General features: G+C 63.2%; 24 protein-coding genes, 2 pseudogenes and 1 riboswitch. Of the genes and pseudogenes, 12 read left to right on the plus strand and 14 right to left on the minus strand.

Features of this window, described 5'->3' with window-relative positions; all coding sequences use genetic code 11:
* Window positions 1-127: 127 nt before the first annotated feature.
* Both AMK02_RS13565 and AMK02_RS13570 read right to left on the minus strand, forming a co-directional pair.
* The gene (locus AMK02_RS13565; protein WP_064803518.1) at window positions 128-529 is read right to left on the minus strand and encodes a response regulator; all 402 of its coding nucleotides are present in this window, start codon (window positions 527-529) and stop codon (window positions 128-130) included.
* An 11-nt stretch (window positions 530-540) separates the two neighbouring features.
* Window positions 541-834: pseudogene (locus AMK02_RS13570) on the minus strand (sensor histidine kinase); the annotation flags it as partial.
* A 205-nt stretch (window positions 835-1,039) separates the two neighbouring features.
* On the opposite strand from AMK02_RS13570, the gene AMK02_RS13575 reads away from it, so the two are divergent.
* A complete protein-coding gene (locus AMK02_RS13575; protein ID WP_064806224.1) occupies window positions 1,040-1,576 on the plus strand; it encodes a GNAT family N-acetyltransferase in 537 nt (178 codons plus the stop codon).
* A 226-nt stretch (window positions 1,577-1,802) separates the two neighbouring features.
* Here the strand turns inward: AMK02_RS13575 and AMK02_RS13580 are convergent, their stop codons facing one another.
* Entirely contained in the window at window positions 1,803-2,432 is a 630-nt protein-coding gene (locus tag AMK02_RS13580) for a Vgb family protein (protein ID WP_064803522.1), read from the minus strand.
* 27 nt (window positions 2,433-2,459) lie between these two features.
* Window positions 2,460-3,680: a hypothetical protein gene (locus AMK02_RS13585; RefSeq protein ID WP_064803524.1), complete on the minus strand. Its 1,221-nt coding sequence runs from the start codon at window positions 3,678-3,680 to the stop codon at window positions 2,460-2,462.
* Window positions 3,681-3,795: 115 nt separating this feature from the next.
* On the opposite strand from AMK02_RS13585, the gene AMK02_RS13590 reads away from it, so the two are divergent.
* Complete coding sequence (locus tag AMK02_RS13590) at window positions 3,796-4,593, plus strand: DUF899 domain-containing protein (RefSeq protein WP_064803526.1); 798 nt, start codon at window positions 3,796-3,798, stop codon at window positions 4,591-4,593.
* A gap of 5 nt (window positions 4,594-4,598) precedes the next feature.
* A pseudogene (locus tag AMK02_RS32145) lies at window positions 4,599-4,907 on the plus strand (hypothetical protein); the annotation flags it as partial.
* A gap of 121 nt (window positions 4,908-5,028) precedes the next feature.
* Here the strand turns inward: AMK02_RS32145 and AMK02_RS13600 are convergent.
* Window positions 5,029-5,616: an SDR family NAD(P)-dependent oxidoreductase gene (locus AMK02_RS13600; RefSeq protein WP_237358312.1), complete on the minus strand. Its 588-nt coding sequence runs from the start codon at window positions 5,614-5,616 to the stop codon at window positions 5,029-5,031.
* A 148-nt stretch (window positions 5,617-5,764) separates the two neighbouring features.
* On the opposite strand from AMK02_RS13600, the gene AMK02_RS13605 reads away from it, so the two are divergent.
* Window positions 5,765-6,787 carry an LLM class flavin-dependent oxidoreductase gene (locus AMK02_RS13605; RefSeq protein WP_064803530.1) on the plus strand — a complete coding sequence of 341 codons (1,023 nt, stop codon included), beginning with the start codon at window positions 5,765-5,767 and terminating at the stop codon, window positions 6,785-6,787.
* Window positions 6,788-6,974: 187 nt separating this feature from the next.
* Window positions 6,975-7,871 carry a LysR family transcriptional regulator gene (locus AMK02_RS13610; RefSeq protein WP_064803531.1) on the plus strand — a complete coding sequence of 299 codons (897 nt, stop codon included), beginning with the start codon at window positions 6,975-6,977 and terminating at the stop codon, window positions 7,869-7,871.
* A 22-nt stretch (window positions 7,872-7,893) separates the two neighbouring features.
* Here AMK02_RS13610 and AMK02_RS13615 read toward each other — a convergent pair whose 3' ends face one another.
* The 3 genes from AMK02_RS13615 to AMK02_RS13625 form a co-directional block, all read right to left on the minus strand.
* Complete coding sequence (locus AMK02_RS13615) at window positions 7,894-9,132, minus strand: MFS transporter (RefSeq protein WP_064803533.1); 1,239 nt, start codon at window positions 9,130-9,132, stop codon at window positions 7,894-7,896.
* Entirely contained in the window at window positions 9,129-9,779 is a 651-nt protein-coding gene (locus AMK02_RS13620) for an ArsR/SmtB family transcription factor (protein WP_064803535.1), read from the minus strand. The genes AMK02_RS13615 and AMK02_RS13620 overlap by 4 nt, the downstream gene beginning before the upstream one ends.
* A gap of 191 nt (window positions 9,780-9,970) precedes the next feature.
* The gene (locus AMK02_RS13625; protein WP_064803537.1) at window positions 9,971-11,068 is read right to left on the minus strand and encodes an adenylate/guanylate cyclase domain-containing protein; all 1,098 of its coding nucleotides are present in this window, start codon (window positions 11,066-11,068) and stop codon (window positions 9,971-9,973) included.
* 457 nt (window positions 11,069-11,525) lie between these two features.
* Between AMK02_RS13625 and AMK02_RS13630 the strand changes: the two genes are divergently transcribed.
* A complete protein-coding gene (locus AMK02_RS13630) occupies window positions 11,526-11,750 on the plus strand; it encodes a hypothetical protein (protein ID WP_064803538.1) in 225 nt (74 codons plus the stop codon).
* A gap of 79 nt (window positions 11,751-11,829) precedes the next feature.
* Here the strand turns inward: AMK02_RS13630 and AMK02_RS13635 are convergent, their stop codons facing one another.
* Both AMK02_RS13635 and AMK02_RS13640 read right to left on the minus strand, forming a co-directional pair.
* A complete protein-coding gene (locus tag AMK02_RS13635) occupies window positions 11,830-12,138 on the minus strand; it encodes a GCG_CRPN prefix-to-repeats domain-containing protein (protein ID WP_011425935.1) in 309 nt (102 codons plus the stop codon).
* 173 nt (window positions 12,139-12,311) lie between these two features.
* Window positions 12,312-12,758 carry an SRPBCC family protein gene (locus tag AMK02_RS13640; RefSeq protein WP_064803540.1) on the minus strand — a complete coding sequence of 149 codons (447 nt, stop codon included), beginning with the start codon at window positions 12,756-12,758 and terminating at the stop codon, window positions 12,312-12,314.
* A gap of 383 nt (window positions 12,759-13,141) precedes the next feature.
* Window positions 13,142-13,284: riboswitch (FMN riboswitch) on the plus strand.
* Between the two features lie 79 nt (window positions 13,285-13,363).
* Here AMK02_RS13640 and AMK02_RS13645 point away from each other — a divergent pair.
* Together AMK02_RS13645 and AMK02_RS13650 are read left to right on the plus strand one after the other, a co-directional pair.
* A complete protein-coding gene (locus tag AMK02_RS13645; protein ID WP_011425937.1) occupies window positions 13,364-13,798 on the plus strand; it encodes a 6,7-dimethyl-8-ribityllumazine synthase in 435 nt (144 codons plus the stop codon).
* A 249-nt stretch (window positions 13,799-14,047) separates the two neighbouring features.
* Window positions 14,048-14,737, plus strand: coding sequence for a VOC family protein (locus tag AMK02_RS13650; RefSeq protein WP_064803542.1), 690 nt, complete (start codon window positions 14,048-14,050; stop codon window positions 14,735-14,737).
* Window positions 14,738-15,039: 302 nt separating this feature from the next.
* Here the strand turns inward: AMK02_RS13650 and AMK02_RS13655 are convergent, their stop codons facing one another.
* Entirely contained in the window at window positions 15,040-15,816 is a 777-nt protein-coding gene (locus tag AMK02_RS13655) for a DUF1194 domain-containing protein (RefSeq protein WP_064803544.1), read from the minus strand.
* A gap of 136 nt (window positions 15,817-15,952) precedes the next feature.
* Window positions 15,953-16,855: a LysR family transcriptional regulator gene (locus AMK02_RS13660; protein WP_064806226.1), complete on the minus strand. Its 903-nt coding sequence runs from the start codon at window positions 16,853-16,855 to the stop codon at window positions 15,953-15,955.
* A gap of 189 nt (window positions 16,856-17,044) precedes the next feature.
* Between AMK02_RS13660 and AMK02_RS13665 the strand changes: the two genes are divergently transcribed.
* Both AMK02_RS13665 and AMK02_RS13670 read left to right on the plus strand, forming a co-directional pair.
* Window positions 17,045-17,770 (plus strand): SDR family NAD(P)-dependent oxidoreductase, encoded by a 726-nt coding sequence (locus AMK02_RS13665; protein WP_064806228.1) that lies wholly within the window; start codon window positions 17,045-17,047, stop codon window positions 17,768-17,770.
* Entirely contained in the window at window positions 17,764-18,252 is a 489-nt protein-coding gene (locus tag AMK02_RS13670; protein WP_064803546.1) for a RidA family protein, read from the plus strand. The genes AMK02_RS13665 and AMK02_RS13670 overlap by 7 nt, the downstream gene beginning before the upstream one ends.
* 66 nt (window positions 18,253-18,318) lie before the next feature.
* On the opposite strand, the gene AMK02_RS13675 is transcribed toward AMK02_RS13670, so the two are convergent.
* Window positions 18,319-18,858, minus strand: coding sequence for a Pycsar system effector family protein (locus AMK02_RS13675; RefSeq protein WP_064803548.1), 540 nt, complete (start codon window positions 18,856-18,858; stop codon window positions 18,319-18,321).
* A 130-nt stretch (window positions 18,859-18,988) separates the two neighbouring features.
* Here AMK02_RS13675 and AMK02_RS13680 point away from each other — a divergent pair, with 130 nt between their 5' ends.
* Both AMK02_RS13680 and AMK02_RS13685 read left to right on the plus strand, forming a co-directional pair.
* A complete protein-coding gene (locus AMK02_RS13680) occupies window positions 18,989-22,708 on the plus strand; it encodes a FecR domain-containing protein (protein WP_064803550.1) in 3,720 nt (1,239 codons plus the stop codon).
* Window positions 22,708-24,678, plus strand: coding sequence for an adenylate/guanylate cyclase domain-containing protein (locus AMK02_RS13685; RefSeq protein WP_064803552.1), 1,971 nt, complete (start codon window positions 22,708-22,710; stop codon window positions 24,676-24,678). The genes AMK02_RS13680 and AMK02_RS13685 overlap by 1 nt, the downstream gene beginning before the upstream one ends.
* A gap of 135 nt (window positions 24,679-24,813) precedes the next feature.
* Here AMK02_RS13685 and AMK02_RS13690 read toward each other — a convergent pair whose 3' ends face one another.
* Complete coding sequence (locus AMK02_RS13690) at window positions 24,814-25,188, minus strand: SecDF P1 head subdomain-containing protein (protein ID WP_237358313.1); 375 nt, start codon at window positions 25,186-25,188, stop codon at window positions 24,814-24,816.
* Between the last annotated feature and the right edge of the window lie 59 nt (window positions 25,189-25,247).

Raw genomic sequence — 25,247 nt, forward strand, 5'->3', positions numbered from 1 at the left:
GCGGCGCCCGCGCAGCAAATATCAGCCTTTTCGCGGATGAACGACGAAGTGGGAAGCGCCGGTGCGGCAAGTTAAGCCCCTCGCCCTTGTGGGGAGGAGTTTGGGGCGGGGTCTTCTACCACCCCAATCAAAACGACCGATTAAGCGCCTTATCGTTCTCCAGCCGCGTCACGCAGCCCTCCAGCTTGGCGAGCAGCAGGTCGAAGTCGAGCGGTTTCGTGAGATAATCCGCAGCACCGGCCCGCAGACCGGCGAGCGTGTTTTCCCGGTCTGTCAGCGCCGTCAGCATGATGAAGGGAATGTTGGAGAGCTCCGGGTGATTGATCTGGATTTCCGCCAGAAGCTGGTGCCCATCCATAACAGGCATGGAAATATCGCTGATGACGATATCAGGCCATTTCGACAGGATCATTTCCAGGCCCTCTGCGCCGTTCGAGGCCTCGAGCGTCCTGTAGCCGGCTTCGTTCAACTCTTCGACGAGGAGATTTCGGATATCGACTTCGTCTTCTACGCACAGGACTGTAACCATACGCTCTTTCCTTAAGCTGCGACTTGTTGATCCGACAATAGAAACTCTATTGGCAGAAAGATGGTAAATGTTGTGCCCTTGCCAAGCTCACTCGTCACCTCGACGGTGCCGCCGTGCAGTTCGACGACCTGCTTGACGACGTTCAGGCCAAGGCCGGTTCCGGCAATCCCCGTCGCGCTGCGGGCGCGATAATAAGGTTGAAACAGTTTCGGCAGATCATCCGTATCCATGCCGATGCCGCTATCGGCAATGGCGATTTCCACCAATTTCCCACAAACCTTGGCGCGAGTTATCGCCGGTCTGTTGCCGATCATGATCGTGCGTGCCCTGGCTCCACCAGGACCAGCGTGATATGCGATGTGAGCCTGACCTTCAATATTCGCAACCTTTTGATGGCGCCCCCTCCCTCGAAATTGACACGCAAAAGTTGACGGACGGTGAATTATGCGCTTCGTTGCGGGTCTGCGACATGTCTGCCTTGGATATCTCGCTGTCTGCGAAGGAGACCTTGTGGCCACCGCAACAACACCCAAAACGTCAGGTATCAACGTCGAACCCATCGCCGCAGCGCATATCGACAGTTTTCATCGCGCCCTCGACGTGGTCGCGCGGGAGAAAAAATACCTGTCCATGCTCGAAGCCACACCCCTGCCTCAGACGCGTAAATTCGTGATGGGCATGATCGCAAAGGGCAATCCACAATTCGTTGCCGTGATTGGCGAAGAGGTCGTCGGCTGGTGTGATATCAGCCGGCATTTCTTCCCGTCCCACGCTCATCGCGGAAACCTCGGTATGGGGATTCTTCCCGCCTATCGCGGCCAGGGTCTCGGGCGGAAGCTCATCGAAACGACATTGAGAGCCGCGCGGGAAGCTGGTTTTATGAGGATCGAACTCGATGTGTATGAGGACAATAGCCGTGCGATCGCACTCTATGAAAAACTGGGCTTCGTGCGCGAAGGCATAATCCGGCGCGCCGCGCGCATCGATGGTCGGTTCATCGATGCGATCGGCATGTCTCTTTTATTCGACGAGGATGGGTCGGCATAATTTGGCGTATTGTCCGCGATTTTGTTCCCGCGCCATCGATTGGATCGGCGCCGGCACTTAAGAGGGCCTCATCCCTCGGGGGCCGCAACGGCGAGGTGGACGTGCCGGCGGTTGGGGCGGCAAGGAGCAGCGTTGGGGCGCGTGCTTCGAGGCTCCGCGAAGGGCGAGGCGGGTGCGCTGACGCCGGCTTCTTGTACGGAGCAGCCCCGCCCCGGCGGCGCAGCGCTCACGGCCGGCGCACCGCGCGGATCTTGCCGCTGTTGCCTCCGCCACAGAAGAAGCAGCCGGCGCCGTCGGATTCGAGCCCGGAGACGCCGGCGCCGTCCGGCATGTCGAGCCGTTCAAGCACCTCGCCCGTCTTCGGATCGATGCGTCTGACGTCGCTGTCGTCGCCCTCCCAGGTGCCGTGCCAGAGCTGGCCGTCGACCCAGGTGACGCCTGTCACGACGCGGTTGGATTCGATGGTGCGCAGGATCTTGCCGGTTTCGGGATCGATCTGATGGATCCTGCGGCCGCGATGCTGGCCGACCCAGAGCGTGCCCTCGGCCCAGGCAAGGCCGGAATCGCCGCCATTGCCTGGGGCCGGGATGGTGGAAAGAATCTGGCCGGTCTTCGGGTCGATCTTGTGAATGACGTCCTCGGCGATCTGATAGAGGAATTCGCCGTCGAAAGCCGTCCCGGCGTGGGAGGCGACCTCGATCGACCGCACCACCTCGCCGCTGTCGGGGTCGAGCGCATTCAGCCTGTCGCCTGAGGCGAACCAGACATGCCGGCCGTCGAAGGTGACGCCATGAACGCGCTCCGCGCCGGGAAAGGGTCCATATTCACGCAGAATGGTCGCAGCCGATGTCTTCATGTCTTCCTCCTTGTCGGTTGACCCATACTAGTCGCTCGGCAGCGGTCCCGGGAGTAACAAGATCGTCGGGAAAGAGGAGAGCGGCGGGCTCATCCAGCGGCGCGCCCGGCCGCGTCCGATCGCTTGCACCCTCTGCTCGCCGGCGAGCGCATCCAGCGCCCGCTGCACGGTGCGCGGACTGGTGCCGAGCGCGATCGCCAGCGCCGAACTCGACCACGCTTCGCCATCGGCGAGGAAGGCGAGCACCGCCGCATGCGGCCCTTCGACGAGCGGGGCAAGCACTGCAACCTCAGCAGCGCCGGCAGGGAAAAGGGCGAAACCGCGCTTGGTAGCCGAGACTTCCGCCAGCCCGGCTAATTCCGCGCGCAGCCGGCCGATCTCGACGCGCAGCCGGGCGCGATGCGATTCATCGGCATGCTTGCCGCGGAAGGCGCGTACGATCAGCGCGCCCCGCGACACATCCGCCGGCCAGGCTTCGGCAAGCGCACGAGCGAGCGCGAAAAGCACCGGCCGGCTCGCGAGCGGCACCATCGCGCCGGCGGCGCGCACGACATGGCGGCAGGCGTCGACGACGAGCGTGCCGCCGGAAAAGAGCGCCTCCACCTCGGCAAGCAGCAGCGGCTGGTCATGCCCACGAGAAACCAACCGCGCCGCCGGCAGATCGAGCACATGTCCAGCGGCTTCGACCTCCGCCGTCAACACGGGCATATTCGCCCGCTCGGCCGCAAGCTGTGCCCGTTCGAGTGCTGCGCGGGCCGCATGCGTGCGCAGGCGCCGAACGGCGATGCCGGCCGCAACAAGCTCATGGGCGGCCCGCAAGGCCGGCGGCAGCGGCGTCGGGTCGAGCGCGGCCAGCGCCTGCTCGGCTTCGTCAAGGCGGCCGATCAGCACCAGCCGACGAATGGCGATATTGCCGGCATGGGCGGCGTTGACCCGGTCGCCATGCGCTTCCAGAACCTTGCGCGCCGCCTCCAGCGTCTTCGGCGGCCAGGTGAGATCGCGCGAGACGAGCGCGATCTCTGCCTCGGCGACGACACAGCGGGCGCGAGCCACCGCCTCCCGCAGTCCGAAAGCACGCACGGCACTCTTCAGCAGCGCCTTGGCGCGAATGAGGTCACCGAGCTGTGCCATGGCGATGCCGCGCAGCGCCAACGCCGGCGCATCGTCGCGCAACGCCACCCGTTTCAGCGCGCCGAGCGTGTCGCCCGATGCCAGCGCCTGCGCAGCAGCCGTAATCAGCGAGTCCATTCAAATCCCGTCACACTTGTCACTCCCGGCATTTGTCCCTCCGGCCGTAATCTTCGCTCAACGGCAGGCAACCGAGCCGGATGCTACGACGAGAGACAGGCAAAGGAGAAGACCCATGACGGCAATGCTGAACGCAACCCGCGAGCAATGGCTGGCGGCGAGACTCGATCTGCTCGAGGAGGAAAAGGAACTGACGCGGCAAAGCGATGCGCTGGCGGCCAAACGCCAGCAGTTGCCGCGTGTGAGGATCGACAAGGACTACCGCTTCGATACCGAAGGCGGCGGTGCTTCGTTGAAGGATCTGTTCGGCGGGCGTTCGCAGCTCCTGATCTATCATTTCATGTTCGGGCCGGATTACAGCGCCGGATGCCCCTCCTGCTCCTCGATCGCCGACGGCTTCAACGGCTTCTTCGTCCACCTGGAAAATCACGACGTCGCCTTCTGGGCCGTCTCGCGCGCGCCGCTCGCAAAGCTTGAGGCCTTCAAGCGGCGCATGGACTGGAGCTTTCCCTGGGCTTCCTCAGCCGGCAGCGATTTCAACGCCGATTTCAGCGTCTGGTTCAGCCCGGAGCAGCAGCGTCTCGGCGAGATCGAATACAACTACCGTCGCGAACCGCCCGCCTCGGAACCGCCGGCGGGCAAGGCCGTGCCGGAATGGCAGTCGCGCGGCAGCGACGAACCCATCGTCCAGATCGCTTCGATGACCGGCACCGACGTTCCCACCTACACCCGCGACCGCCCCGGCGTCAGCGCCTTCGAACTCATCGATGGCGACGTCTCCCACAGCTATTCCAGCTATGCGCGCGGGCTCGACGGGCTCTGGGGCATGTATCAATGGCTCGACCGCGCGCCGAAGGGCCGCAACGAAACCGGCATCTGGTGGCGCCACCACGACCGCTACGGCAAGGAGTGACCGTCATGGCACTCTTCGCTCACGTCCCGAAACGGGCTGACGCCAACCCCTCTCTCGACACAGACAACTGGCTGTCGCTCGCCGCCGCCGCTGACGAACCCGCCGGCGAGCCGGCCAAACCCGCTCTCGCCGCTGATTTTCTGTCTCTCGCCGCCGCCCCGACCTTCGCGATCATGGCGCTGCTGACGGCCGCAACCGGCAGCGCCGACGTGATCTGCACCACCACGCCCGATAACTTCCCGCTGACCGGAATGGTGCCGATGTACCTGCTGATGACCGGCTTCCACCTGGCTCCGTGGCTGCGCCTTGTTAGTAGGGGGCATGAAGCGATGGTGATAGTTCACCCGCTCGCCTGTGCTCGTCACACGAACGGAGGAGAGGGCGTGCCACACGGCATGCCATACAAACCTCCAGCATCTGCACCATCCAACCCGCCTACCAAAACCGGTGCCGGCTGCCCAGCGCCAGCCGCCGGCGCGGGTACGTCCTCGGCGCAGCGGCGCCGATCGCCAGCACAGCAACCGCGATGAGACCGAGGAGGAGCGGCGCCGAATACCTGTGCCGCGATCGGAGCCCGCCATCGATCCGGGCGGCGTCGGTGGAGGGCCAGTAGAGATTGCCGTCGCTTTCGGCGGCGCGCGGCGCGGCAAGATGGGGCGCCAGCAGATGGGCAAGCCGCGTCGCAGTGGTGACCACGCCGACCGTGGTGGTGGCGCGCGGCGACCTGGCGACGCCGACGATCGCCTCGGCGACGCGGCACGCATCGAGAACCGGCGGCGGCGCGGTGACCTGGCGGCCGACATAATTGGCGCCATGCCTGAGGCCCGGCGTATCGACAAAGGCGGGATAGACGTCGCATACGTGAATGCGCGGCTTGTCGGCCACCTCCGCCCGCAGTGCTTCGGAGAAGCCGCGCAGGCCGAACTTGCTGGCGCTATAGGCCGCCGCTTCCGTGAAAGCGGAGTTCCCGAATGACGATCGCTCCTTGCGTATCGGCGCGCCGGCCCGGGAAAGGCGACTCATTTCCCGCCATTTACGAGCGTTGCCTCGCGTGCCGCTTCAGCAAGCGTCGCCTGCCAAGCGCGCCATTCCATTCCGGTTGTGATTGTCTTGCGCACCAAAACTATGCGATGACCGATCCATCATGAGATGCAATGGATGAAGGCGCGGCATGAAGAAGATCGGTTTTCTCTCGTTCGGGCACTGGACGCCCTCGCCTCAATCGCAGACGCGTTCGGCGGGCGATGCGCTGCTGCAGTCGATCGACCTTGCCGTGGCGGCCGAGGAGCTCGGCGCCGATGGCGCTTATTTCCGCGTGCACCATTTCGCCCGGCAGCTCGCCGCGCCCTTTCCACTGCTTGCCGCCGTCGGCGCCAAGACCAGCCGGATCGAGATCGGCACCGCGGTCATCGACATGCGTTACGAGAACCCGCTCTATATGGCCGAGGATGCCGGTGCTGCCGATCTCATCGCCGGAGGGCGGCTGCAACTCGGCATCAGCCGCGGCTCGCCTGAACAGGTGATCGACGGCTGGCGTCATTTCGGCTATGCGCCGCCGGAAGGTCAGAGCGAGGCCGAAATGGCGAGGCATCATGCCGAAGTTTTCCTCGAAGTGCTGCGCGGCGAAGGCTTCGCCAAACCGAACCCGCGGCCGATGTTTCCGAATCCGCCCGGTCTGCTGCGTCTCGAGCCGCATTCGGAGGGCCTGCGCGAGCGCATCTGGTGGGGGGCGAGCTCCAACGCCACCGCCGTCTGGGCAGCCAAGCTCGGCATGAACCTGCAGAGCTCGACGCTTAAGGACGACGAGACCGGCGAGGCGTTCCACGTCCAGCAGGCCGACCAGATCCGCGCCTATCGCGACGCCTGGAAGGAAGCCGGCCACACGCGTCAGCCGCGCGTCTCGGTCAGCCGCAGCATCTTCGCGCTGGTCGACGAACGTGACCGCGCCTATTTCGGCTACGGCAACGACGAGGGCGACAAGATCGGCTTCATCGACGAGAAGACCCGGGCGATCTTCGGCCGCAGCTACGCCGCCGAACCTGACGTGCTCATCAAGCAGCTTGCGGAAGACGAGGCGATTGCCGAGGCCGACACGCTGCTGCTCACCGTGCCCAACCAGCTCGGCGTCGCCTACAACGCCCACGTCATCGAAGCGATCCTCACTCACGTCGCTCCGGCGCTCGGCTGGCGCTGACGGCGAGGCTTGTTGGCGCGAGCCTTCGATTTGGGCAGTGGTGACGCGAAACGGCAGCTGTCGCCGACGACCATCATTTCGATGCGCCCGGGACCTAACTGGCGCGGCCGACGTTGATGGTGCGAGCCTTGAATCGGTCAAATCGCGACCGAGTTAAGGCTGCAGTTGAATCGCTCGAGTTGCCTTCATGACGCGCACGAACCTGAACGAGATCCTGATCTTCATGGCCGTCGTCGATGCCGGAAGCTTTATCGCCGGCGGCCAGGCGATGGGCCTCTCCCGTTCGGCAGCGGGAAAGGCCGTCACCCGTCTGGAAGAGCGGCTCGGCGCGCGCCTGCTCAACCGGACCACGAGGACACTGAGCCTGACCGATGAAGGACGAGTGTTCTATGACCACGGGCTGCAGATCCTGGCATCGGTCGACGAGGCGGAAGCGAGCATTGGGGGGCAAAGCGGTGTGCCGCGAGGCGTGCTCAGGCTCGCCGCTCCCGATGTCTTCGGATCGCTTGTCGTGCTCCCTTTGCTCGAAAAATATCTTCGCACCTGGCCTGACGTGCAGGTCGAAGTGAGCTTGACCGATCGCCCGGCCGACAACCTCGAGGATGGCTTCGATCTGGCGATCGCGATTGGCGCGACGCCGTCGGCGGCCGACAGCCGGTTGATCACGCGCGTGATCGCCAGTGACAAGGCGCTACTCTGCGCCTCGCCCTCCTACCTCACCGAACGCGGCATGCCCCGCGATATAGCGGATCTCGCCGCCCATGACTGCCTGTTCTTCACCAGCCGCGGCCAAAGGCAGGGTTGGCGCTTTCGCAGCGGCGGCGGCTGGATCAAGGCCCAGGGGCGCAGCCGCCTGAGGCTCGACAGCGGTGAAGCCGTTCGCGACGCCGCCCTGGCCGGCCTCGGAATCGCCCTTCTTCCGGACTTCGTTGCCGCCGCCGATTTGACCGCCGGCCGTCTCCGGCAGGTCCTGCCCGACCTCGAAACCGACGACACGAAGATCGTGGCGCTCTATCCCGACAAAGGCGTATTGGAGCCGCGGGTGCGCTGCTTTATCGATCTGATGATCGAGGAAATCGGATAAGGCTAGAGCCTGCGCGGGGGACTCATGCCATGGCCTTGTCAAAACCACGGAAGCTCTTGAGCGCCAGCGGAGCGAGAGTCGCGGCGAGATAAGCGAGCCCGCAGAGGAGCACCGTTGAACCAAGCCCGATCGTGCTGATCAGCGCGCCGCCGACGAGGCCCCCGAAGGGGATGAGGGCAAAACAGAGGGCGGTATTCATCGCGGTGACGCGCCCGGTTAGCGGCTTGGGGATACGCTCGAAGATCACCGCCGACAAAATGGGGTTGAGGAAACCCGAGGCAAAGCCCGCGATTGCGAGCGTCGCAAAGACGGAGCCGAGCGCCGCATCGACCGCGAGCACCAGAAAGCGCGGAAATCCGGTCAGGAGGAAGGCCACGGTATAGACGATCAGACGCGGCATGCGCTCGCCGATGACAGCGGCGATCGCCGCGCCCGCGATGGACGAGCCGGAGAAGGCGGCGAACATCGCTCCGAGCAGCTCCGGCCCATGACCGGCGTTCTTCGTCCAGACGGGCAGCAGCACGGCGTGATAGGCCTGATCGAGCAGATTGGTGATCGCCACCATGGTGACAATGCTGACGAGCACGGCGTCGCTGCGCAGAAAGCGCCAGCCTTCCCGGAGATCGTCGACATAGGAAGGCACCCTGCCCCGCCGAGCGTCCAGCGCGGCGGGCAACTCCGGAGCGCGCCGCCTGCCGGGTATGCCGGTCGCGACGACCAGCGCTGCGGCGGCGAAGGTGGCGGCGTTGACGAGGAGCGCCTGCCCCGGGCCTATCAGCCCGATCAATGCGCCGGCGCCGGCAGCGCCCACCGTCGAGGCTAGCCGTTCGATGGCGCTGGAGACGCCGGTCACCCGTTCGAGCGGCACGGCCGCCAGCGCAGCGATATCGGGAACCATCGCTTGCTTGGCGGCATCGGAGGGGCCTCGCAGCACCCCCATGACAAAAACAACGGGCAGCAGCACCGGCACGGTCAGCATGCCGAAGAGATCGACAATCGGCACCAGCCCGACCACAATAACGGAAGCAGTGTCGCAGATGATGGCGATGCGCTTGGCGCCGATGCGGTCGATCAGCGGCCCGCCGAGCGCCTTGGCGAGCACATAAGGCAGCATCTCCATCATCGCCGTCAGACCGGTCAGCACGGGGCTGCCTGTAGCGCTCAGCACCAGCCAGGGAATGGCGATGGTCGATAGCCGGCTGCCGGAAAGCGAAAGCGTCTCTGCGGCGGCAAGTGCTAGGAAAGGCTTGCCTTTTCTCACGGCTCGTCCTCCCGCTCGCGGTGCGGCAGGCGGCCCGGATAGGGGAAAGCGTGCAGCATGACATAGAAAGGAACCATGTCAGGATTCCGGGACGCCGCCTCCCCCAGTGGTGGGGCGGCCCGCATGGCTTCCAGGATGATATCGCTCAGCCGTTTCGTGAGGGCCTCGGCCTGGTCCGCCGTCAGCGGGATGATGATGTCGTCGGCCGCCGTCGCCTTGCGCCATTCCGCCGGCAGCTCGGCATATTCCTCCAGCGCCTGCTGCATCTGGCCGACCTGCAGCGAGAGGGCCGCCTGGTTGAAGGCCATGTCGAGATCGAGCGCCTCGCCTTCGGCTTCGCTCGGGGGGACCGAGGTCAGCTCGTGGCTGGCGCGCCACCAGCGGTCGCGTCGCGAGGCATGCGGCGCTTCCTCGATGAAACCATATTGGGCGAGCTGGCGCAGATGATAGCTCGTCGCGCCGCTGTTCAGGCCGAGCCGGACGGCGAGCTGCGTCGCCGTGGCGGGGCCGTCGATCCTCAGCATGCCGAGCATGCGCAGCCGGACGGGGTGGGCCAGCGCCTTCAGTGCGGTCGGTTCGGGCACGACACGGCTGACTATGCGCGAGGCAACAGCATCTGCGGCAGGTTCGGAGTTATGCTCTTTCATGGTCCCATCATATAATCGCAAACATATCTTTGCAAAAGTTTCTTTGCAAACTCTCTTCCTAAGGAATATTTGAAAACGATCTCCGGCAGTGGCTGGAATGATCACGCGCCATACGAGTGATTAACAATCATGATTCTTGTGAGCGCCAAACATGGCATGGCGGGCGCATTCGGGCAGCGCCATCTCGGGGCTCAATCCTCGGCCAAAGTGAAGACGGCACAGGGCTCGGCGATGCCGCGCAGGGTGTGCTCGCCGAGCCGCGTCAGCGCGGCCTCGGTATTCGCAGCCACCGCGCCTGAGATCAGCACGCTGTGGCCGAGCGGCTTGCAGAGCCCTTCCAGCCGGCTGACCAGATTGACCGCCGGACCAATGGCGGTGAAGTCAAGCCGGTCGGCGGCACCAATATTGCCCCAGAGGATTTCGCCGAAATGCAGCGCCGCACCGAAGGGCAGCGGCGCCAGCCCCTCAGCCACACGCATCCCATCGAGATGGACCATGCCGGCGCGGCTGGCAGCGACAGCCCGAAGCGCCGCCTCGCAAGCCTCTCGATCAGCCCGGGCCTCGTCACCGGAAGCGGCGGTGACGGGAAAAATCGCCAACACGCCGTCGCCGATGAATTTCAGCACCTCGCCACCGAAGGCGTGCACGGCGCCGGCAACGCGGTCGAAATAAGCATCGAGCGCTGATATCATCGCCTGCGGCTCCGTCACCTGGGAAAGTGCGGTGAAATCCCGCAAATCGGCGCAGAGAAGAGCGGCGCGAATGGTCTCACCGGTGCCACGGGCAAGCGCACCCGACTGAACCCGGGCCGCACTGCGCCGACCGAGATAGGCTTCCAGCAGTGCTGCCAGCGCCTCCCGCGCCGCAAGGGCTGCGAGCGGCGCGGCGGCAAAACGCGCGACCTCCTGCAGCCGCGCGGCTTCATCAGGAGGAAATTCGTCCGCCCCCGTCCCCCTGCCGACACCCGCCCAGCCGAGCATGGCGCCGTCCCGTGAAGCTCCAATCCTCTCCTCCCAAACCGGCCCGAGCCCGGCCAGCCATTCGCGCCCGGCATCGCTTTGAGGTGCGGCGGCAAAACCCAGCGCCTCGATGACGGCTCCGGTTTCGGCCCGCCACAGCCAGGTACGCCGCGCGATGATCGGATGCGGCACCGAAAGTGTCAGCGCGCCGCCGGAAAGCGCCAGACCATCGGCCAGCAGCCGGCGCCCGAGCTCGGCCAGAAACCGTTCGGGACCGGGCGAAGCCGCAGCCTCATCAATCAGCCAGGCAAGAGAGGAAGGCAGATCCATGGGTTAACATTGGCATTGCAACAGGACGTGGGCAACCCCGGGACATCAGCCCACGGACACTCCTGCGGCCTTTGAGGAGGTCTCCGGTCTCCGCCTGTTGGCAACCAAAACCCCCGAGGTCATCCTCGGCCTTGTGCAGAGGATCTGAGACGATCCAATTATGCGTATGAAAATAAACGGTTGTCGTCCAAACAATTGCCCTGGTCAGATACTCGGCACAAGGCCGAGCATGACGGAGGAGATTTTGTCGGCAAACTGAGGACACCTCTGGTGTCCGGAGGATTTCCTATCGGCACTTGCTCCCGCCGAGTCCCTCCGCAACCCTGTCAACCCCACCGCCCGACAACTCTGTGGAAAACCATTCACCACGGTGGAAAACAACCGAATAAACACTTTTAAATTGCGCGACATCGATTCGATTATGTGCCAGCTTGTCGTCAGCGATTGAGGGGTTGCGATGGGCACGACATACTGGCCGAAAGACCCGCTTGACGGGAATGACATGACGCTGCTGACGTCGATCCTTCGGCGGTGGTGCGCGCGCTATGGGATCGAGTTCACGGCCGAGGAAAGCAAGCGGAAGGCGAAGGAACTCGTCGAATGGTTCGAATTCGGCGTCAAAGATCCGGCCGAGCTCGAAGAGCTGATCGACGGAAAGCACTGGCTCGTCAGCCGCATCTGAGCGCGGTCGTTATTTCAACAGATAAAGGCCGGGCGAAACATCGCACCGGCCCTCGTTCGTCTGCCTCTGTCAAAGGCTTTTAGTAGTCATCCCGCCAGCGGCGTTCGCGGTCCCAGCGCCGCTCATAGCGCCAACGCGGGCCATCCCAATCGCGATGACGCCGCTCCCAGCCCCAGCGGGGCGGACCGCCATAGAAAGCTACAGGCGGCGGGCGGCGCCAGTTGCGCCGGCATTCGCCCCAGCGGGTCAGGTGCCAGCCGCGACCACAGGCGTAGTCGACCTTTGTGACAGTGCTCTCAACCTTGATTGCCCCGATCGGCATCGCCTGAGCTGTGCCGATCGAGAGGCTGCCAGCGAGCAAGGCAGCCGCGATAGAAAGTGCCTTCATCGAAAACTCCATTTCATCCAGCCGCAATCACCTTAGGACCGCCAAATTGAACTGGAGATGAACTGCACGTTCATGTTTACCGACGAAAAAGCAGCACTTTTTTGACCGCGGCGGATCGTTCTTCCCGCAGCGTCAAGCGCTTGAGGAACATCCCGCCGCCTGCCGAAAACCGTTCATCTCCTGCCGTAAAATGGATCTGGACCAGGGTTCCGCCCGGCGGCGACCTCGGTGAGCCGTCCGAGGTAATGCGCCCAGCCTTCCTCATGGCCAGCGCATTGCTCCGCACTCGGCAGGCCGCTATGGGTGAGCCGCAAAAGCGTCCCGCCTCCCTGCTCGATCAGGTCGATCTCGACCAGGCTCGATCCCGGCGGCACCACCTCGCTGCCGTCCCAGCCGAAGCTGTAGGCAAGCCGATGCACCGGCACCACCTCGCGAAACGAGCCGCGCGCAAAGCGGGCGCCGGTGACGTTGACGAGATAGAGCCCACCGGGCTCCGGCTCGACCTCGGCCTCCGTCCCCATCCAGCGCAGGATCTTCTCCGGATCGGTCATCAGCGCAAACACCGCCGCCGGCGGCGCCGCAAGATGCGCCTCGCGGCGCACGACGAAAGATTCTGGCATGTCTCTCTCCCATGGTTGCCGCTCGGTCTCGGGGAACGACGTATCATGCTGTATTGACGTGGGTGTCCTCAATGGGAGCATGTAGGCGGAAGCGTGCGCTGAGCAAGGGCGGGCATCCTGCAGCCCCCTTAGGTGAGACCCTCACCGGCCTCGGCGCGGCAACCTCCGAGCTCCTCAGCCTGAGGCGCGCAGCCCGCAGGGCGGAGCCTCAAAGGACGCGCTCCAACGCCGCTCCTTGCTTCCATCCAATGTCAGCGCGCCCGCGTCGTCCTTCGAGGCCCCTACGGGCACCTCACAGGATGAGGCTCTCTTGAGGTTGAAAACCGCACCCACCCGAAAATATCTTCCCTATTGCCAGCTCGCCGCCTTGCCCCTATTGTCCGCGCCGTTCTCAGGGCGGGGTGAAAGTCCCTACCGGCGGTATGCAGTTTCAATTGCGAGCCCGCGAGCGCCTTCCTCGGAAGGGTCAGCAGATCAGGTGAGATGCCTGAGCCGACGGTCATAGTCCGGATGAAAGAGAACGTGCGCTGCTGCTGCCCTCCAGGCTGGCGGCGGATGCTCGTGATCGCCTTGGGTGACGTGTCTGTACGCCAAAGGAGATTACCATGACACCCACCCGTTATGCCTTCGTCAAAGCCGGCTGGCACGCCGATATCGTCGACCGTGCGCTTGAAGGCTTCCAACAGCTTGTTCCCGCCGAACAGATCGACGTATTCGACGTCCCCGGCGCTTTCGAAATGCCGCTGCTGTCGCGCGATCTTGCCGCGACCGGACGTTATGCCGCCGTCATCGCCGCCGCCTTCGTCGTCGACGGCGGGATCTACCGCCACGAATTCGTCGCCCAGGCCGTCGTCGATGGCCTGATGCGTGCAGGCATGGATACGGGCGTGCCGGTGCTATCCGTTTCGCTGACGCCGCACCACTATCAGGAAACCGAGCATCATACGCAGATCTACCGCGCCCATTTCGTCGAGAAGGGCCGCGAGGCGGCACGCGCCGCCCTGATGATCGGCAAGACACGCGCCGCTCTTGCTGCGTGAAGCAGGTCGCGCAAAAGTGTGCAGCGGTTTTGCGCCAACGACATGCGTGAAAACAAGAACCTAAAGCGCAAAAAGCGAATCTGAAAGATCGCGACGCGCTTTAGCAGCCGCGCGACAGGCGGCGGGATCGGCCCGCCGTCTCTTCTGCACCGATAGAATAATTGATTCGACGCCCCTAACGCGCTGTGGTCCACTCGACCCCGACATGTATCGCCATTCTTAATGCGTCCAAACCCTGAGGAGCTGAAGATGAGCAATGCAGTGCGCAGTGAACCCCCCACCGAATCCGCGAGAACACGACCGGTCGACACCAAGCTCGAGGTGGTCGTTATCCCCGTTTCCGACGTCGACCGCGCCAAACGTTTCTATGACGGCCTGGGCTGGAGGCTCGACGCCGACTTTGCCAATGATGCCGATTTTCGGGTGATCCAGTTCACCCCGCCGGGCTCCGGCTGCGCCATCATCTTCGGCAGGAACGTCACGGCCGCCGCCCCCGGCTCCGCGCAAGGGCTCTACCTCATCGTCTCCGACATCGAGGCCGCGCGGCGCGATCTCATCGCCCGCAGCGTCGAGGTGAGCGAGGTCTTCCACGACGCATCGGGCGTCTATGCCGGCAAGGACGAGCCCTATCTCTTCGGGCGCCTGCGCATCGCAGGCCACGACCCCGAGCACCGCAGCTACCGTTCCTTTGCCTCGTTCAAGGATCCCGACGGCAATGGCTGGCTGTTCCAGGAAGTCACCACCCGCCTCCCCGGCCGCATCGACGCCGATGAGACGGCCTTCTCGACATCGAGCGACCTTGCGGCGGCACTCCGCCGCGCCGCCCAGGCCCACGGCGAACACGAGAAACGCAACGGCGGCAAGTATGATGAGAACTGGCCGGACTGGTACGCCGAATACATGGTCAGCGAGCAGGCCGGCAGGCAATTGCCGTTGTAGGTGGCGGCGGCAGACGTTGGGAGCACCCGGCTCGCCTTCAAACCCCTCATGGCGGGCTTCTTTCCTTTTAAGCGTGCCGTGTGCCCCCTCTGTCCTGCCGGACATCTCCCCCACAAGGGTGGAGATTGGCAAGTGGCCTGACCGTCGCTCCCTCCCAGCCGGCAGCGACAATCACGATGCTTTAGTTGTTTGGGGAAGCCGTTACGCCCAGCCGATCTCCCTCCTTGTGGGGGAGATGTCCGGCAGGACAGAGGGGGTGCGACACGGTGTCCTCTCATCCCAAGTCGCGCCGCAGCCACGCCTCACCGATCGAATATATCCCGCCACTGCTTCTCGCCGATCAGACAATCCGTCGTCGGCGCGTCCGCAGCGATCCTCTCCACCCCAGGCGACGGAGAAATGCCGCTGATCTCGAGCACCAGCTTGCGGCGCACCGCGATGGCGAAATCCTCGATCTTGTGGACCGGCAGCACGAAGCTGCCGGGGCCGCCGATCACGCAATCGGCGTAATATTTGTCGAGCCCGCCGGGGGCATCGGAAGGACGCAGCATGATGGTCAGGCCGTTGATGATCATGCCTGACGCCACCGCCTTGTCGCGCGCGGGTATGACGGGATCGCCGGAATTGTTAGGGCCGTCGCCGGAAACGTCGATCACCTCGCGCCTGCCGCGAAAGGGACCGGTGGCGATCATACTGGCGCCCTGATCGATGGCGGTGGAGATCGAGGTGCGCCGTTGCGTGGCAATCGGCCGGGCGTCGAGCTTGCCTGCAAAGGCGATCGCATCCGCCTCCGTCTCGATGACCTGCCAGTCGATCATCGAGTCCTGGACGACATAGCCCGCCCATTCGAAGTAGCTGATGGCGATGCGGCCGGTGAGCCCGCCCTTGACCGCATCGATGAATTCCTTGTGCTTGAGCGCCTCGACGTATCCATCGCGCTGAATGCCAATCTCTTCGAAATCCATTGACCGCGAGGTGTCGACGGCAAGCACCAGCGTCACATCCACCTCAGCTGGCATGGTTTCAGCGGCCGGCACGACTCCTGAAACACCCATGAGCACCGCAAGCGTTGTCAGCATCGGCAAATCCCCGCGCCACCCCAAGCCGACAGACTTTACCACAGCTTGGCCGGGGCAGGATGCACGGTGAGGCGCTGGGCTTCAATTTTCGGTGATGAAAATGCGTCGCGTCTCAACGGCACCGATTCCGAAACTCTCAATGCAATGGCAGCCACAGCGGGGTGTTCCATGCCTTAAGCGCTTCGAGGAAGACCTGCAGGCGCAAGGGCAGGAAGCGGCGGGTAGGATAGACGGCATGCACGAAAATTTCCGGGGACGACCACTCCGGAAGAAGGCGGATGAGTTCGCCTCTTCGAATCTGCTCGTCGCAATAGGTCGAAGGCAGGAGACCGATACCGTGGCCGCGATAAGTGAAGGCGCTGACCGCATCGAAGTCCCGGCTCGAGACCGGCCCCGACACACGCAGGTCCAGCGATTTGCGGCCGCTGACGAGATGCCATTCCGCTTCGCCGTTGCGGCCGTTCAGGAGTACGCAGCGATGCTCCTTCAGGTCTTCCGGTTTGGCGGGAAGCGCCCTGCCCTTCAGATATTCCGGGGCCGCGACCAGATAGCGCACGCTCTTGCCGAGCCGCTGCGCGACCATGGACGAATCCTTCAGGTCGCCGAAACGGATTCCGACATCGATATTCTCCGCAACCAGGTCGAGGAATAGATTGGTGACGAAGAGATCAACCTGGATATCGGGATAGGTCTTCAGGAAGGCGGATATGAACTCATAGAAGACCTCCTGCCCGAAGATGACTGGCACCGAGATCTTCAAGAAGCCTGCCGGCTTTCTCTGCGTTTCGCTCACCGCCTGCTCAGCATCGAGGAGGTGGGACAGCGGCTCGCTGCACCTGTCGTAATAAGCCCGCCCCTGTGCGGTAAGGCTGAGTTTGCGGGTCGTACGCTGTATCAGCGTAACGCCGAGCTGTTCCTCGAGCGAGGTCACTTTACGGCTGACGGTTGAAACAGGCATGCCGAGCGAATGGGCCGCACGGCTGAAGCTGCCGTACTGCGCCACCTTCACGAAGACTGCAATGTCATTAAGGTCCGCCACGCCCCACTTTTGCATCAATGCAAAAGAGAATCCAGATATTTCCATCTAATCGCGCAATCGGGTTTTCGCCATATTCACTCTGCGAAAAACAAGCAACAGCTGATGGCGTCGCGATCGCGGCGGCCCCATCTCGAGCGACCTCGCCTTCGCAAGGCCCGCGTTGCCCGAACCAGATCAATGGAGTTCAACATGACTACGCATAAAACTGTCATCGTTACGGGCGCCTCCCAAGGTATCGGAGCAGGCCTCGTCAACGCCTTCGTCGAGCGCGGCTACAACGTTGTCGCCACCTCGCGCCAAGTCAGCGCTTCGGATGCTCTCAACGCTTCCGACAGGCTGGCAGTGGTCGACGGCGACATCGGCGATCCCGAGACCGCGGCGCGTGTGGCCAAAGCGGCGATTGACCGCTTTGGCTCGATTGACGCCCTCGTCAACAATGCCGGCATTTTCCTCACCAAGCCCTTCATCGATTACACGATGACGGATTTCCGTAAGCTCTCCTCTACCAATCTCGAAGGCTTCATCCACCTCACTCAGCTTGTCATCAGGCAGATGCTGGCCCAGAAGACAGGCGGCAGCATCGTCAGCATTACCACACCGCTGATCGACCATCCGATCGCCGGCTTCTCCGCCTCGGTTTCGATGATGACCAAGGGCGGCATCGATGCGATCTCCAAGAACCTGGCGATGGAATATGCGAGCGATGGAATCCGCGTCAACACGGTCGCTCCGGGCGTCGTCGACACGCCCTTGCATAAGGATAATCCGAAGGAGTTCCTGAAGACGCTCTCGCCGATGTCAGGCATTTCCGACGTCGCCGAAATCGTCGATGCGGTGGTCTTCCTGACGGAGGCTCCGCGTGTCACCGGGGAGGTGCTGCACGTCGACGGCGGCGCACATCTGGGCAAATGGTGACCGGAACGAAAGCGCCGGCAGCCGGCGCGGAACAGCGGCTGCAGAAGCTCGGCATCGTCCTGCCGCCGCCGCCCACACCCTTCGGCGCCTATGTTGAGGCGACGAATTCCGGCAACCTCGTCTTCTTCAGCGGGATGTTGCCGGTTGTCGGCCATGAGCCCCGCTATATCGGCCGCGTCGGCGGGGCGCTGACGGTGGATGAGGGCCGCAAGGCTGCCGAGACGGCGACCCTCAGCGGGCTTGCAGCCGTCAGGGACTATCTCGGTTCGTTGGACAGGGTGGCGAAGGTCGTCAAGCTCGGCGTCTACATCGCGACGGAAGGCGACTTCCGCGACCACCCCAAGGTCGCCGACGGCGCATCCGAACTGCTGCTCCAGGTCTTCGGTGTAGACAAACTGTCCGGCCGGGTGGTCCTTGGCGTTGCCAGCCTGCCACTCGGCATGCCGATCGAGATCGAGCTCGTTCTCGAGGTTGTGGATTGACGAGGGACGGGGGCGCCTCAGCGCGCCCCCGTCCCCATGGCTACGTCGGAGAGTGGCAGCGCAACCTCACCCTGCCGCCAACAACAGCACATAGGCAACGACGCTGACCATCAACCCGCGAAAGGCGAAAGTTACACAGCGATATTTGCTGCGCGCGATCGTCGAGAGGGTGTTGGCATTTTCTAGATATTGGTCGAAAAGATAGCGCTCGTCTCGCCGCACGGCGGCATCGAAAAACAGGTCGCGGTGCTTCGGCCAGGCGCCCCAGAAGAGCGAGGTCGAGGTGCCTAAATGACGCGGCAGCACAACCAGAATAGCTGAGAGAATGGAGAAGACCGAGGCTGCGGCAAGCAGGCCGGAGAAAAGCATACTTCCCGGCGTACCGCCCGTATAACGTGCCAGGCTGAAAACCGCCCTCACCTCGCTGGAACTCACTAAAAAGGCGAGCATGAAAGTAAAGATGTAGGCAGCCTTTTGGTCGGATATCTTGACCTGATCATAGAATATGTCGTTGATTTTCTTGATGTGGTCGAAATACTCGGCACTGACGTCCCCGCTCGACGGCCTGCTCAGCATAACCTCCGTAGCACTCTCGAATTCGCTCACCTGAATACTCCATCCCCTAAAGTGTTCCCCTGATATTACACTTTGAAACGAAAGCAAGAACACGTGTGCAACACGCTTGACTTTTTCACTCTACACCGACAAAGGGGAAAGCGGGGATGGGGTCGAGATCATGCGGGGTTACTCCAATAACATCTGTCGCATCGGGCTGGCGCTTGCGTTTGTCGTACCCGGTTTCGGGCTGCCGGCGATGGCCGATCCCGTGCCGCGCGCCACGCCGGTCGCCGGCTCGGTCATTGCCCGAAAGACCGGCGAGGAAGTGCGATTCATCGACGTGTCGGACTGGCGCGTCGTCGACATCAACCAGGATCTCCTGACTGGAGACGTACTGCGCACTAACGCCAACGGCCAGCTCGCCATCGTCTTTTCCGATCACACCCAGGTTCGCCTCGGCCGCAATTCGTCGCTGCAGGTCAAGAAGATGGCCGCGAGCGGCGACACCGTGCTCGAGCTTCAGGCCGGCACGATCTGGGCCCGCGCCCAGCGCGGCGGCCAGGCCCTGACTGTGGAAACACCGGCCGCCGCAGCCGCCATCCGCGGCACCGACTGGACGATGACCGTCAAGGGCGACCAGACCTCGATGATCGTGCTCGAAGGCCGGGTGGCGCTCTCCAACCCGCAGGGCAGCGTCGAGGTGAACCAGGGCGAAGGGGCGGTCGCCACCATCGGTCAGGCGCCGCGCAAGATCGTCAGCGTCAATCCCGACGATCGCGAACAGATGCTCTTCTATCTCACCCTCCGCAGCGGCTTTACCATGATGCCTGCCTCGCCGCTGCCGACGGCGACCATGCGCAGCGAGCGTGGGCGCATCGCCGCCGTGCCGGCGCAAAACCGCAGCGCTGCAGACTGGCTGACGCTTGCCGAAGTACAGCTGACGTTCGACAGCGCCAAGGATGCGCTGGCTTCCCTCGCCCGCGCCCGCGCCCTGCCGCTTTCGGCCGCCCAGCGCGCCCGCGGCGAGCTGCTCGAAGCCCTGATCGCGGGTGAGCAGATGCGTTATGCCGAGGCCGCCAAGCTTTTCGAGAAAGCGCTGCCGCATCTCGATCCGCAACGCCGCGCCGTTGCAGCCTATGGCGGCTATTATTCGCGCTCGCTCGCCGATCCGCAACGGGTGGAAAATCCGCCGACCGATGCAGCCATCGGCCCGAACGGCGCTATCGCCAAGGCCTATACTGCCGGTTTCCTGCAAGATATCCCCGCCGCCATCGAGGTGCTGAAACAGGCCGAGAAGCAATATCCCAATGATCCGACATTGCCGGCGCGGCGCGCGCTGTTGGCCCAGCTCATCGACGACCGCGTTCAGATGAAGGAAGCGGTCGATCGATCGCTTTCGATCGATCCTCATGATCCCGACGGCCTGCAGGCGCGGGCGCGCTATCGCCAAGGTTATGAAAGCGACATCCAAGGGGCGCTTGCCGATCTCAACCAATCGCTTGCCGACATGCCGGGCTCGTCGATGAATTGGAACGATCTCGGTTTGCTCCAGTCTGACCGCGGCGCCGATCGCGAAGCCGAGGCAGCCTACAAGAAGGCGATCGAGCTCGATCCCGAGGATCCGGTCGCACACGCCAATCTCGCCATCCTCTATCTCGACCAATCCAGGATGAAGGAAGCCAAGCGCGAGATCGACACCGCCCTTGCCGTCGACCCCTCCTTCGACCTCGCCCTGCTTGCGCGCGGCCGCTACTACATCCAGAACGGCGAGACCGACAAAGCGCTCGACGATCTGCTGGCCGCCGCGACCGCAAATCCCGGCCTTTCATCCGCTCAGCTGGGACTCGCCATCGCCCATCTGGAAAAGGGCGATCGCATTCCCTTCAACCAAGCGGTCGACAATGCCGACCGGATCGACAAGAACGACCCCGATATCTCCGCCTTCCGCACGGCCGTCGATATCGACGACTACGATGCCGATGGCGCGATCCGGAATGCGCAGGAATATCTGCGCCGCTCGCGCGCCCGCGGCGGCGATTATAGTGCCCTCGGCGCCAATGCGAGCGCCGGCTCGACCCTGAACGACGCCTTCCGCCTGCAGGGACTGGATGCTTGGGGCCGCTTTTATGGCGATGCCGTCTTCGATCCTTTCAAAGGCACCGGTTATATCGACCAGTCGATCAAGGGCAGCATCTTTCCTTTCGTCAACGCGACGAGCTTCAGCGACGACAGCGTCAGCCAATATAGCATCAACACGTCGACCTATTCATCCTTCATTCAGGGCCTGCTGCTCTCTCCGCACATGCTGTCCGGCCGTTCGCGTTCGGTAACGCTTTTCGATGTGCCCTTCATCGAAGGCTCGCTCGGCGGCGGCATCAACAGTGTCGACGGCCACACCCGCCGCATCGGCGAAGCCGAGATCCAAGGCTATTCGAACGAAACCATTCCAATAAGCTTCCGCGCCGATATGACTTGGCAAGAGTTGGCGCTCGATCGCGACTATCGGGATTTCGGCAACGTTCAAACCGATAACAAGTTGCTGAGCGCCGACGGTTATCTAACCGCGACGGTCACGCCTGATGATCGCGTGGTAGCCTTCGTCAACCATGCCAAGAATGATGGAGCGCTGAGCGCACTATCCTCAAATACCGGGTTCATGGAACTCCTGTTCGGTGTTCCTTTGCCGCTGCCTCTCTACACAACAGAGGAAACCGCACGCGAAGGCACATATGCCGGCCTCGGCTGGAGCCACACGTTTGCATATGAAAACGTGGTGAATGGAGCGCTGCTTTATTCCGGAAGCAAGTCGAAGACGAGCGACGCGCTTGATGTCGACCTGGATCCGCTGTTTATCCGTGCAGGGGTTCCCTTCATCATTCCCTTCACCGATGTCACTCAGGAGACCGAATCCAAAACCTATATCGGCGCTCTGAGCCATTCCATAGGCGCCGGACCTTTGACATTCCGCTACGGCATCGAGGGCGGCTGGATGGATATCAACAGCACGGTCGATAAGACGCTCCTGGGCTTGACAGCGCCTCCCGATCACACCGAGAGCACCATCGATATCGGCCGCGCCTACGTCGATGTGCTGCACGAGATCACGCCGGATCTCAAGGGCGAATACGCTTTGTTCGCCACGCACCTCGAGGGCGACGGCACCGATATCACCCGGCTGGAGCCGCGCTTCGGCCTCGCCTGGGCGCCGGTTCAAAACCACTGGCTGCGGGCCGCCTTCATGCGTCAAAGCTTTGATACTGGAATTCCGACGCTTGCCCCGATCGGCATCCTCGGCCTGCAGGCCAATCAGTTTTCCGCCGATCCGCAGGGCTATACGGATACGGTCGCCCTGCAATGGGATGCCGAATGGACCGACCGCTTCTTCACGTCGGTCGAATACCAGCATCAGGAACTGCACGATTTCTCGGTCGATTTTCCGCTGATCTCGCTTCCCTCCGATACCAGCCTGCCGATTTCGCGCGGCAGCATCGATCGCGCTTCCGTCACTGCCAACGTCGCGCTCGGCAACGGTTTCGGTCTTTCAGCCACCTATGCCTATATGGATTCGGAGAACAGGGATCCGCTCGAACCGATCTATGGCGGCCCTCTTCCCTTCATACCGCAGAATTCCGGGCAGATTGCCCTGACCTGGGTGAACGAGGCCAAGGTCAAGGCGACGGTTGCCGCGAACTATATCGGCGAGCGCGACGGCGATCGGTTCGGCACCAAGCTCGACGATTACTGGAGCCTCGACGCCCACCTGGTCTGGGAACCGTTCGACAAGCGCATCGAGCTGGAAGCGGCCGCCTATAACCTGCTCGACGAGGATTTCGAGGTCACGCCCGGCGTGCCCGGCTGGGGCCGCGCCTTCAAGGGCACGCTCAAAGTCCGCTTCTGATGCGGGTGCGGGACAAGCATCGGCAGGCCAGGCAGATCAGAGGCCGTCATCTGAGGCTGCTGGTGCTGTCGCTCACCACGCTGATCGCCATCTCGCTGCTGTCGCGCCTGCCCGCCTGGTCGCTGCTGGAGCTCAGAAGTTTCGATTATCTCTCGACCGTCGACGATCCCCGTCCGCCACCTGGCGGACCCGTCATCGTCGCGATCGACGAACCCTCGCTTGCCGATATCAATGCGCAATGGCCCTGGCCGCGCGGCCTGCATGCCGATCTCATCAGCCAGTTGCGCGCCGCGGGCGCCCGCGTCATCGGCCTCGACATCATCATGGCCGAGCCCTCGAACCCGGATAATGACGCCGCGATCACCAGGGCCGTCGGACCCGATGTCGTGCTGGCTGGCGACGAGACGCTGATCGAGACGCCACAGGCCTCGCAACTGATCCGCGCCACACCCCTGCCGCAGCTGACCGACGCAGGCGCCGTCACCGGCATCGCCTCGATCGATCTCAGCGGCGACGGCATCTTCCGCCGCATTCCGGGCTACGAGGATGGCTTTGCCGCCATGCTTGCAAAGGCCTCGGGAGTGGCGCCCGAAGCCCTGCCGGCTGGTCGGCTTATCCAATCCTTCGGCCCGGCCCGCAGCTATCCCACCGTCTCCTATTATCAGGCGCTCGACCCGAAGAACCTGCTGCCTCCCGATTATTTCAAGGATCGGGTCGTGCTCGTCGGCCTCAGCCTGCAGAATGCGCCTGCTATCGATAAGGGCGGCGTCGACGCCTTCGCGACCCCCTATACCGTTCACACCGGCAAGCTCGTCTCCGGCGTCGAGATCCAGGCGACGATCTACGACAATATCCGGCGTGGCCTGTCGATCGCCGAGGCCCGGCTGCCGACGGTTGCCGCCTGCATTCTGATATCGGTGCTGCTTGCCGCCGCCACCGTCTGGCGCTGGACGGGATGGTTGACGGTCGTGAACAGTGCGGCCGCCCTCCTCGCCTTCGCGGCCGTCAGTGCCGCCTGTATCCGGCTGGCCCATGTCTTCGTCTCGCCGCTTGGGCCTACGGTCGCCTATATCTCCGTCGTCTTCGGCCAGGCCGCTTTCGATTTTGCCGAGGAGCGCCGCAACAAGCGCCAGATCACCCGCGCCTTCGCCCAATATATCTCGCCCGATCTGGTCAAGCGCCTGTCGAGCGATCCCACGCAGCTGAAGCTGGGGGGCGAGCGGCGCACGCTCTCGGTGCTGTTCTCAGACGTACGCGGCTTCACCACCATCGCCGAGACGCTGAAGGACGATCCGGAACAGCTGACCGGCCTGATCAACCGGCTGCTGACACCGCTCTCCGATGTGGTGATGGATCACGGCGGCACGATCGACAAATATATGGGCGACTGCATCATGGCCTTCTGGAACGCGCCGCTCGACGATCCCGACCATGCGCTTCACGCCGTGCGGGCCTCGCTCGCCATGCAGGCGGCCATATCGAGGCTGAATGGCCAGCTGGAGCGGGAAGCGGCCGCACTCGGCAACAAGCCGCACGTCCTGAAGATGGGCGTCGGCATCAACACCGGCGAATGCATCGTCGGCAACATGGGCTCGACCCGCCGCTTCGACTATTCCTGCCTCGGCGACAGCGTCAACCTCGCCTCCCGCCTCGAAGGCGCCTCGAAGAATTACGGCGTGGCGCTGCTACTCGGCGAGGAAACCGCAAGGCTGGTCGCCGATACTTACATCATCGTGGAACTCGACCGCATCATCGTCAAGGGCCGCACGGTCCCCTCGCCCATCTTCACCGTCGTGCACAAAGCGGACGCCAAAGCGCTGGCGGCTCATCAGGCCTTCATCGACGCAAAATATGCCGGGACGCTTGCACCATCGGATGTCATCTTCGAAAAACTGGCCGGCGATATCCCCGAGCTTGCCGCCTATTACGCGATCGTGCAGGATGCGCTGGTTAGCGATGGCGGGGAGTAAGTCGGGGACTAATTCTACCGGCGGGCGGCTAGATGGATGAGCAGCACTTATTCGATCTAACGGTAATGATGGCGTCCTACAAATCGCTTCAAATCCCGTCCTCGTTAGCATTGGCAGGTCGCGGGGGACGGCTATCTATTCGGAGCCGCCAGACCGGAGCTCAAGGATCGCCTTTCCGGAAACCAGCTTTTTGATGGCCAGCGTGTTTTCGGCACCCGATGTTTTTGCTGGGATTTCGATCTGAAGCTGCCGTCCAGAAAACAGAAGCGGGTCATTTAGGTGCGGCGATGAAACAACATTATGGTCAATCAACACATCTATGTTCTTGCTGACATGACGCGCGGTAAATTCGGACAAATTTCGGGAGCCGTCGGAAGTAAGGGTCAGCCGGATTCGATTCTCTTGGCTTGACCGCGCAATCACTTCTCCGCTCGCGACCTGCAATTGAACAGTTTCTGCTATTGCGGGAACCGCCCATGAGACTGAGCAAGAAAAGACAAACGCAGCCATTTTTGTTCTCATTCGATCACTCCGATCCCCGGCCTCGTTCTAGTCGCATGCCTCGTTGA

Source organism: Rhizobium sp. N731 (assembly GCF_001664145.1).
In the GTDB taxonomy this organism is placed as follows: Bacteria; Pseudomonadota; Alphaproteobacteria; order Rhizobiales; family Rhizobiaceae; genus Rhizobium; species Rhizobium esperanzae.

What these genes read in the sequence shown, in the direction of transcription:
- AMK02_RS13565 (WP_064803518.1), bottom strand. Translation starts at nt 529, where the DNA reads ATGGTTACAGTCCTGTGCGTAGAAGACGAAGTCGATATCCGAAATCTC.
- AMK02_RS13580 (WP_064803522.1), bottom strand. Translation starts at nt 2,432, where the DNA reads ATGAAGACATCGGCTGCGACCATTCTGCGTGAATATGGACCCTTTCCC.
- AMK02_RS13585 (WP_064803524.1), bottom strand. Translation starts at nt 3,680, where the DNA reads ATGGACTCGCTGATTACGGCTGCTGCGCAGGCGCTGGCATCGGGCGAC.
- AMK02_RS13590 (WP_064803526.1), top strand. Translation starts at nt 3,796, where the DNA reads ATGACGGCAATGCTGAACGCAACCCGCGAGCAATGGCTGGCGGCGAGA.
- AMK02_RS13600 (WP_237358312.1), bottom strand. Translation starts at nt 5,616, where the DNA reads ATGAGTCGCCTTTCCCGGGCCGGCGCGCCGATACGCAAGGAGCGATCG.
- AMK02_RS13605 (WP_064803530.1), top strand. Translation starts at nt 5,765, where the DNA reads ATGAAGAAGATCGGTTTTCTCTCGTTCGGGCACTGGACGCCCTCGCCT.
- AMK02_RS13610 (WP_064803531.1), top strand. Translation starts at nt 6,975, where the DNA reads ATGACGCGCACGAACCTGAACGAGATCCTGATCTTCATGGCCGTCGTC.
- AMK02_RS13620 (WP_064803535.1), bottom strand. Translation starts at nt 9,779, where the DNA reads ATGAAAGAGCATAACTCCGAACCTGCCGCAGATGCTGTTGCCTCGCGC.
- AMK02_RS13625 (WP_064803537.1), bottom strand. Translation starts at nt 11,068, where the DNA reads ATGGATCTGCCTTCCTCTCTTGCCTGGCTGATTGATGAGGCTGCGGCT.
- AMK02_RS13630 (WP_064803538.1), top strand. Translation starts at nt 11,526, where the DNA reads ATGGGCACGACATACTGGCCGAAAGACCCGCTTGACGGGAATGACATG.
- AMK02_RS13635 (WP_011425935.1), bottom strand. Translation starts at nt 12,138, where the DNA reads ATGAAGGCACTTTCTATCGCGGCTGCCTTGCTCGCTGGCAGCCTCTCG.
- AMK02_RS13640 (WP_064803540.1), bottom strand. Translation starts at nt 12,758, where the DNA reads ATGCCAGAATCTTTCGTCGTGCGCCGCGAGGCGCATCTTGCGGCGCCG.
- AMK02_RS13645 (WP_011425937.1), top strand. Translation starts at nt 13,364, where the DNA reads ATGACACCCACCCGTTATGCCTTCGTCAAAGCCGGCTGGCACGCCGAT.
- AMK02_RS13650 (WP_064803542.1), top strand. Translation starts at nt 14,048, where the DNA reads ATGAGCAATGCAGTGCGCAGTGAACCCCCCACCGAATCCGCGAGAACA.
- AMK02_RS13655 (WP_064803544.1), bottom strand. Translation starts at nt 15,816, where the DNA reads ATGCTGACAACGCTTGCGGTGCTCATGGGTGTTTCAGGAGTCGTGCCG.
- AMK02_RS13665 (WP_064806228.1), top strand. Translation starts at nt 17,045, where the DNA reads ATGACTACGCATAAAACTGTCATCGTTACGGGCGCCTCCCAAGGTATC.
- AMK02_RS13670 (WP_064803546.1), top strand. Translation starts at nt 17,764, where the DNA reads ATGGTGACCGGAACGAAAGCGCCGGCAGCCGGCGCGGAACAGCGGCTG.
- AMK02_RS13680 (WP_064803550.1), top strand. Translation starts at nt 18,989, where the DNA reads ATGCGGGGTTACTCCAATAACATCTGTCGCATCGGGCTGGCGCTTGCG.
- AMK02_RS13685 (WP_064803552.1), top strand. Translation starts at nt 22,708, where the DNA reads ATGCGGGTGCGGGACAAGCATCGGCAGGCCAGGCAGATCAGAGGCCGT.
- AMK02_RS13690 (WP_237358313.1), bottom strand. Translation starts at nt 25,188, where the DNA reads ATGGCTGCGTTTGTCTTTTCTTGCTCAGTCTCATGGGCGGTTCCCGCA.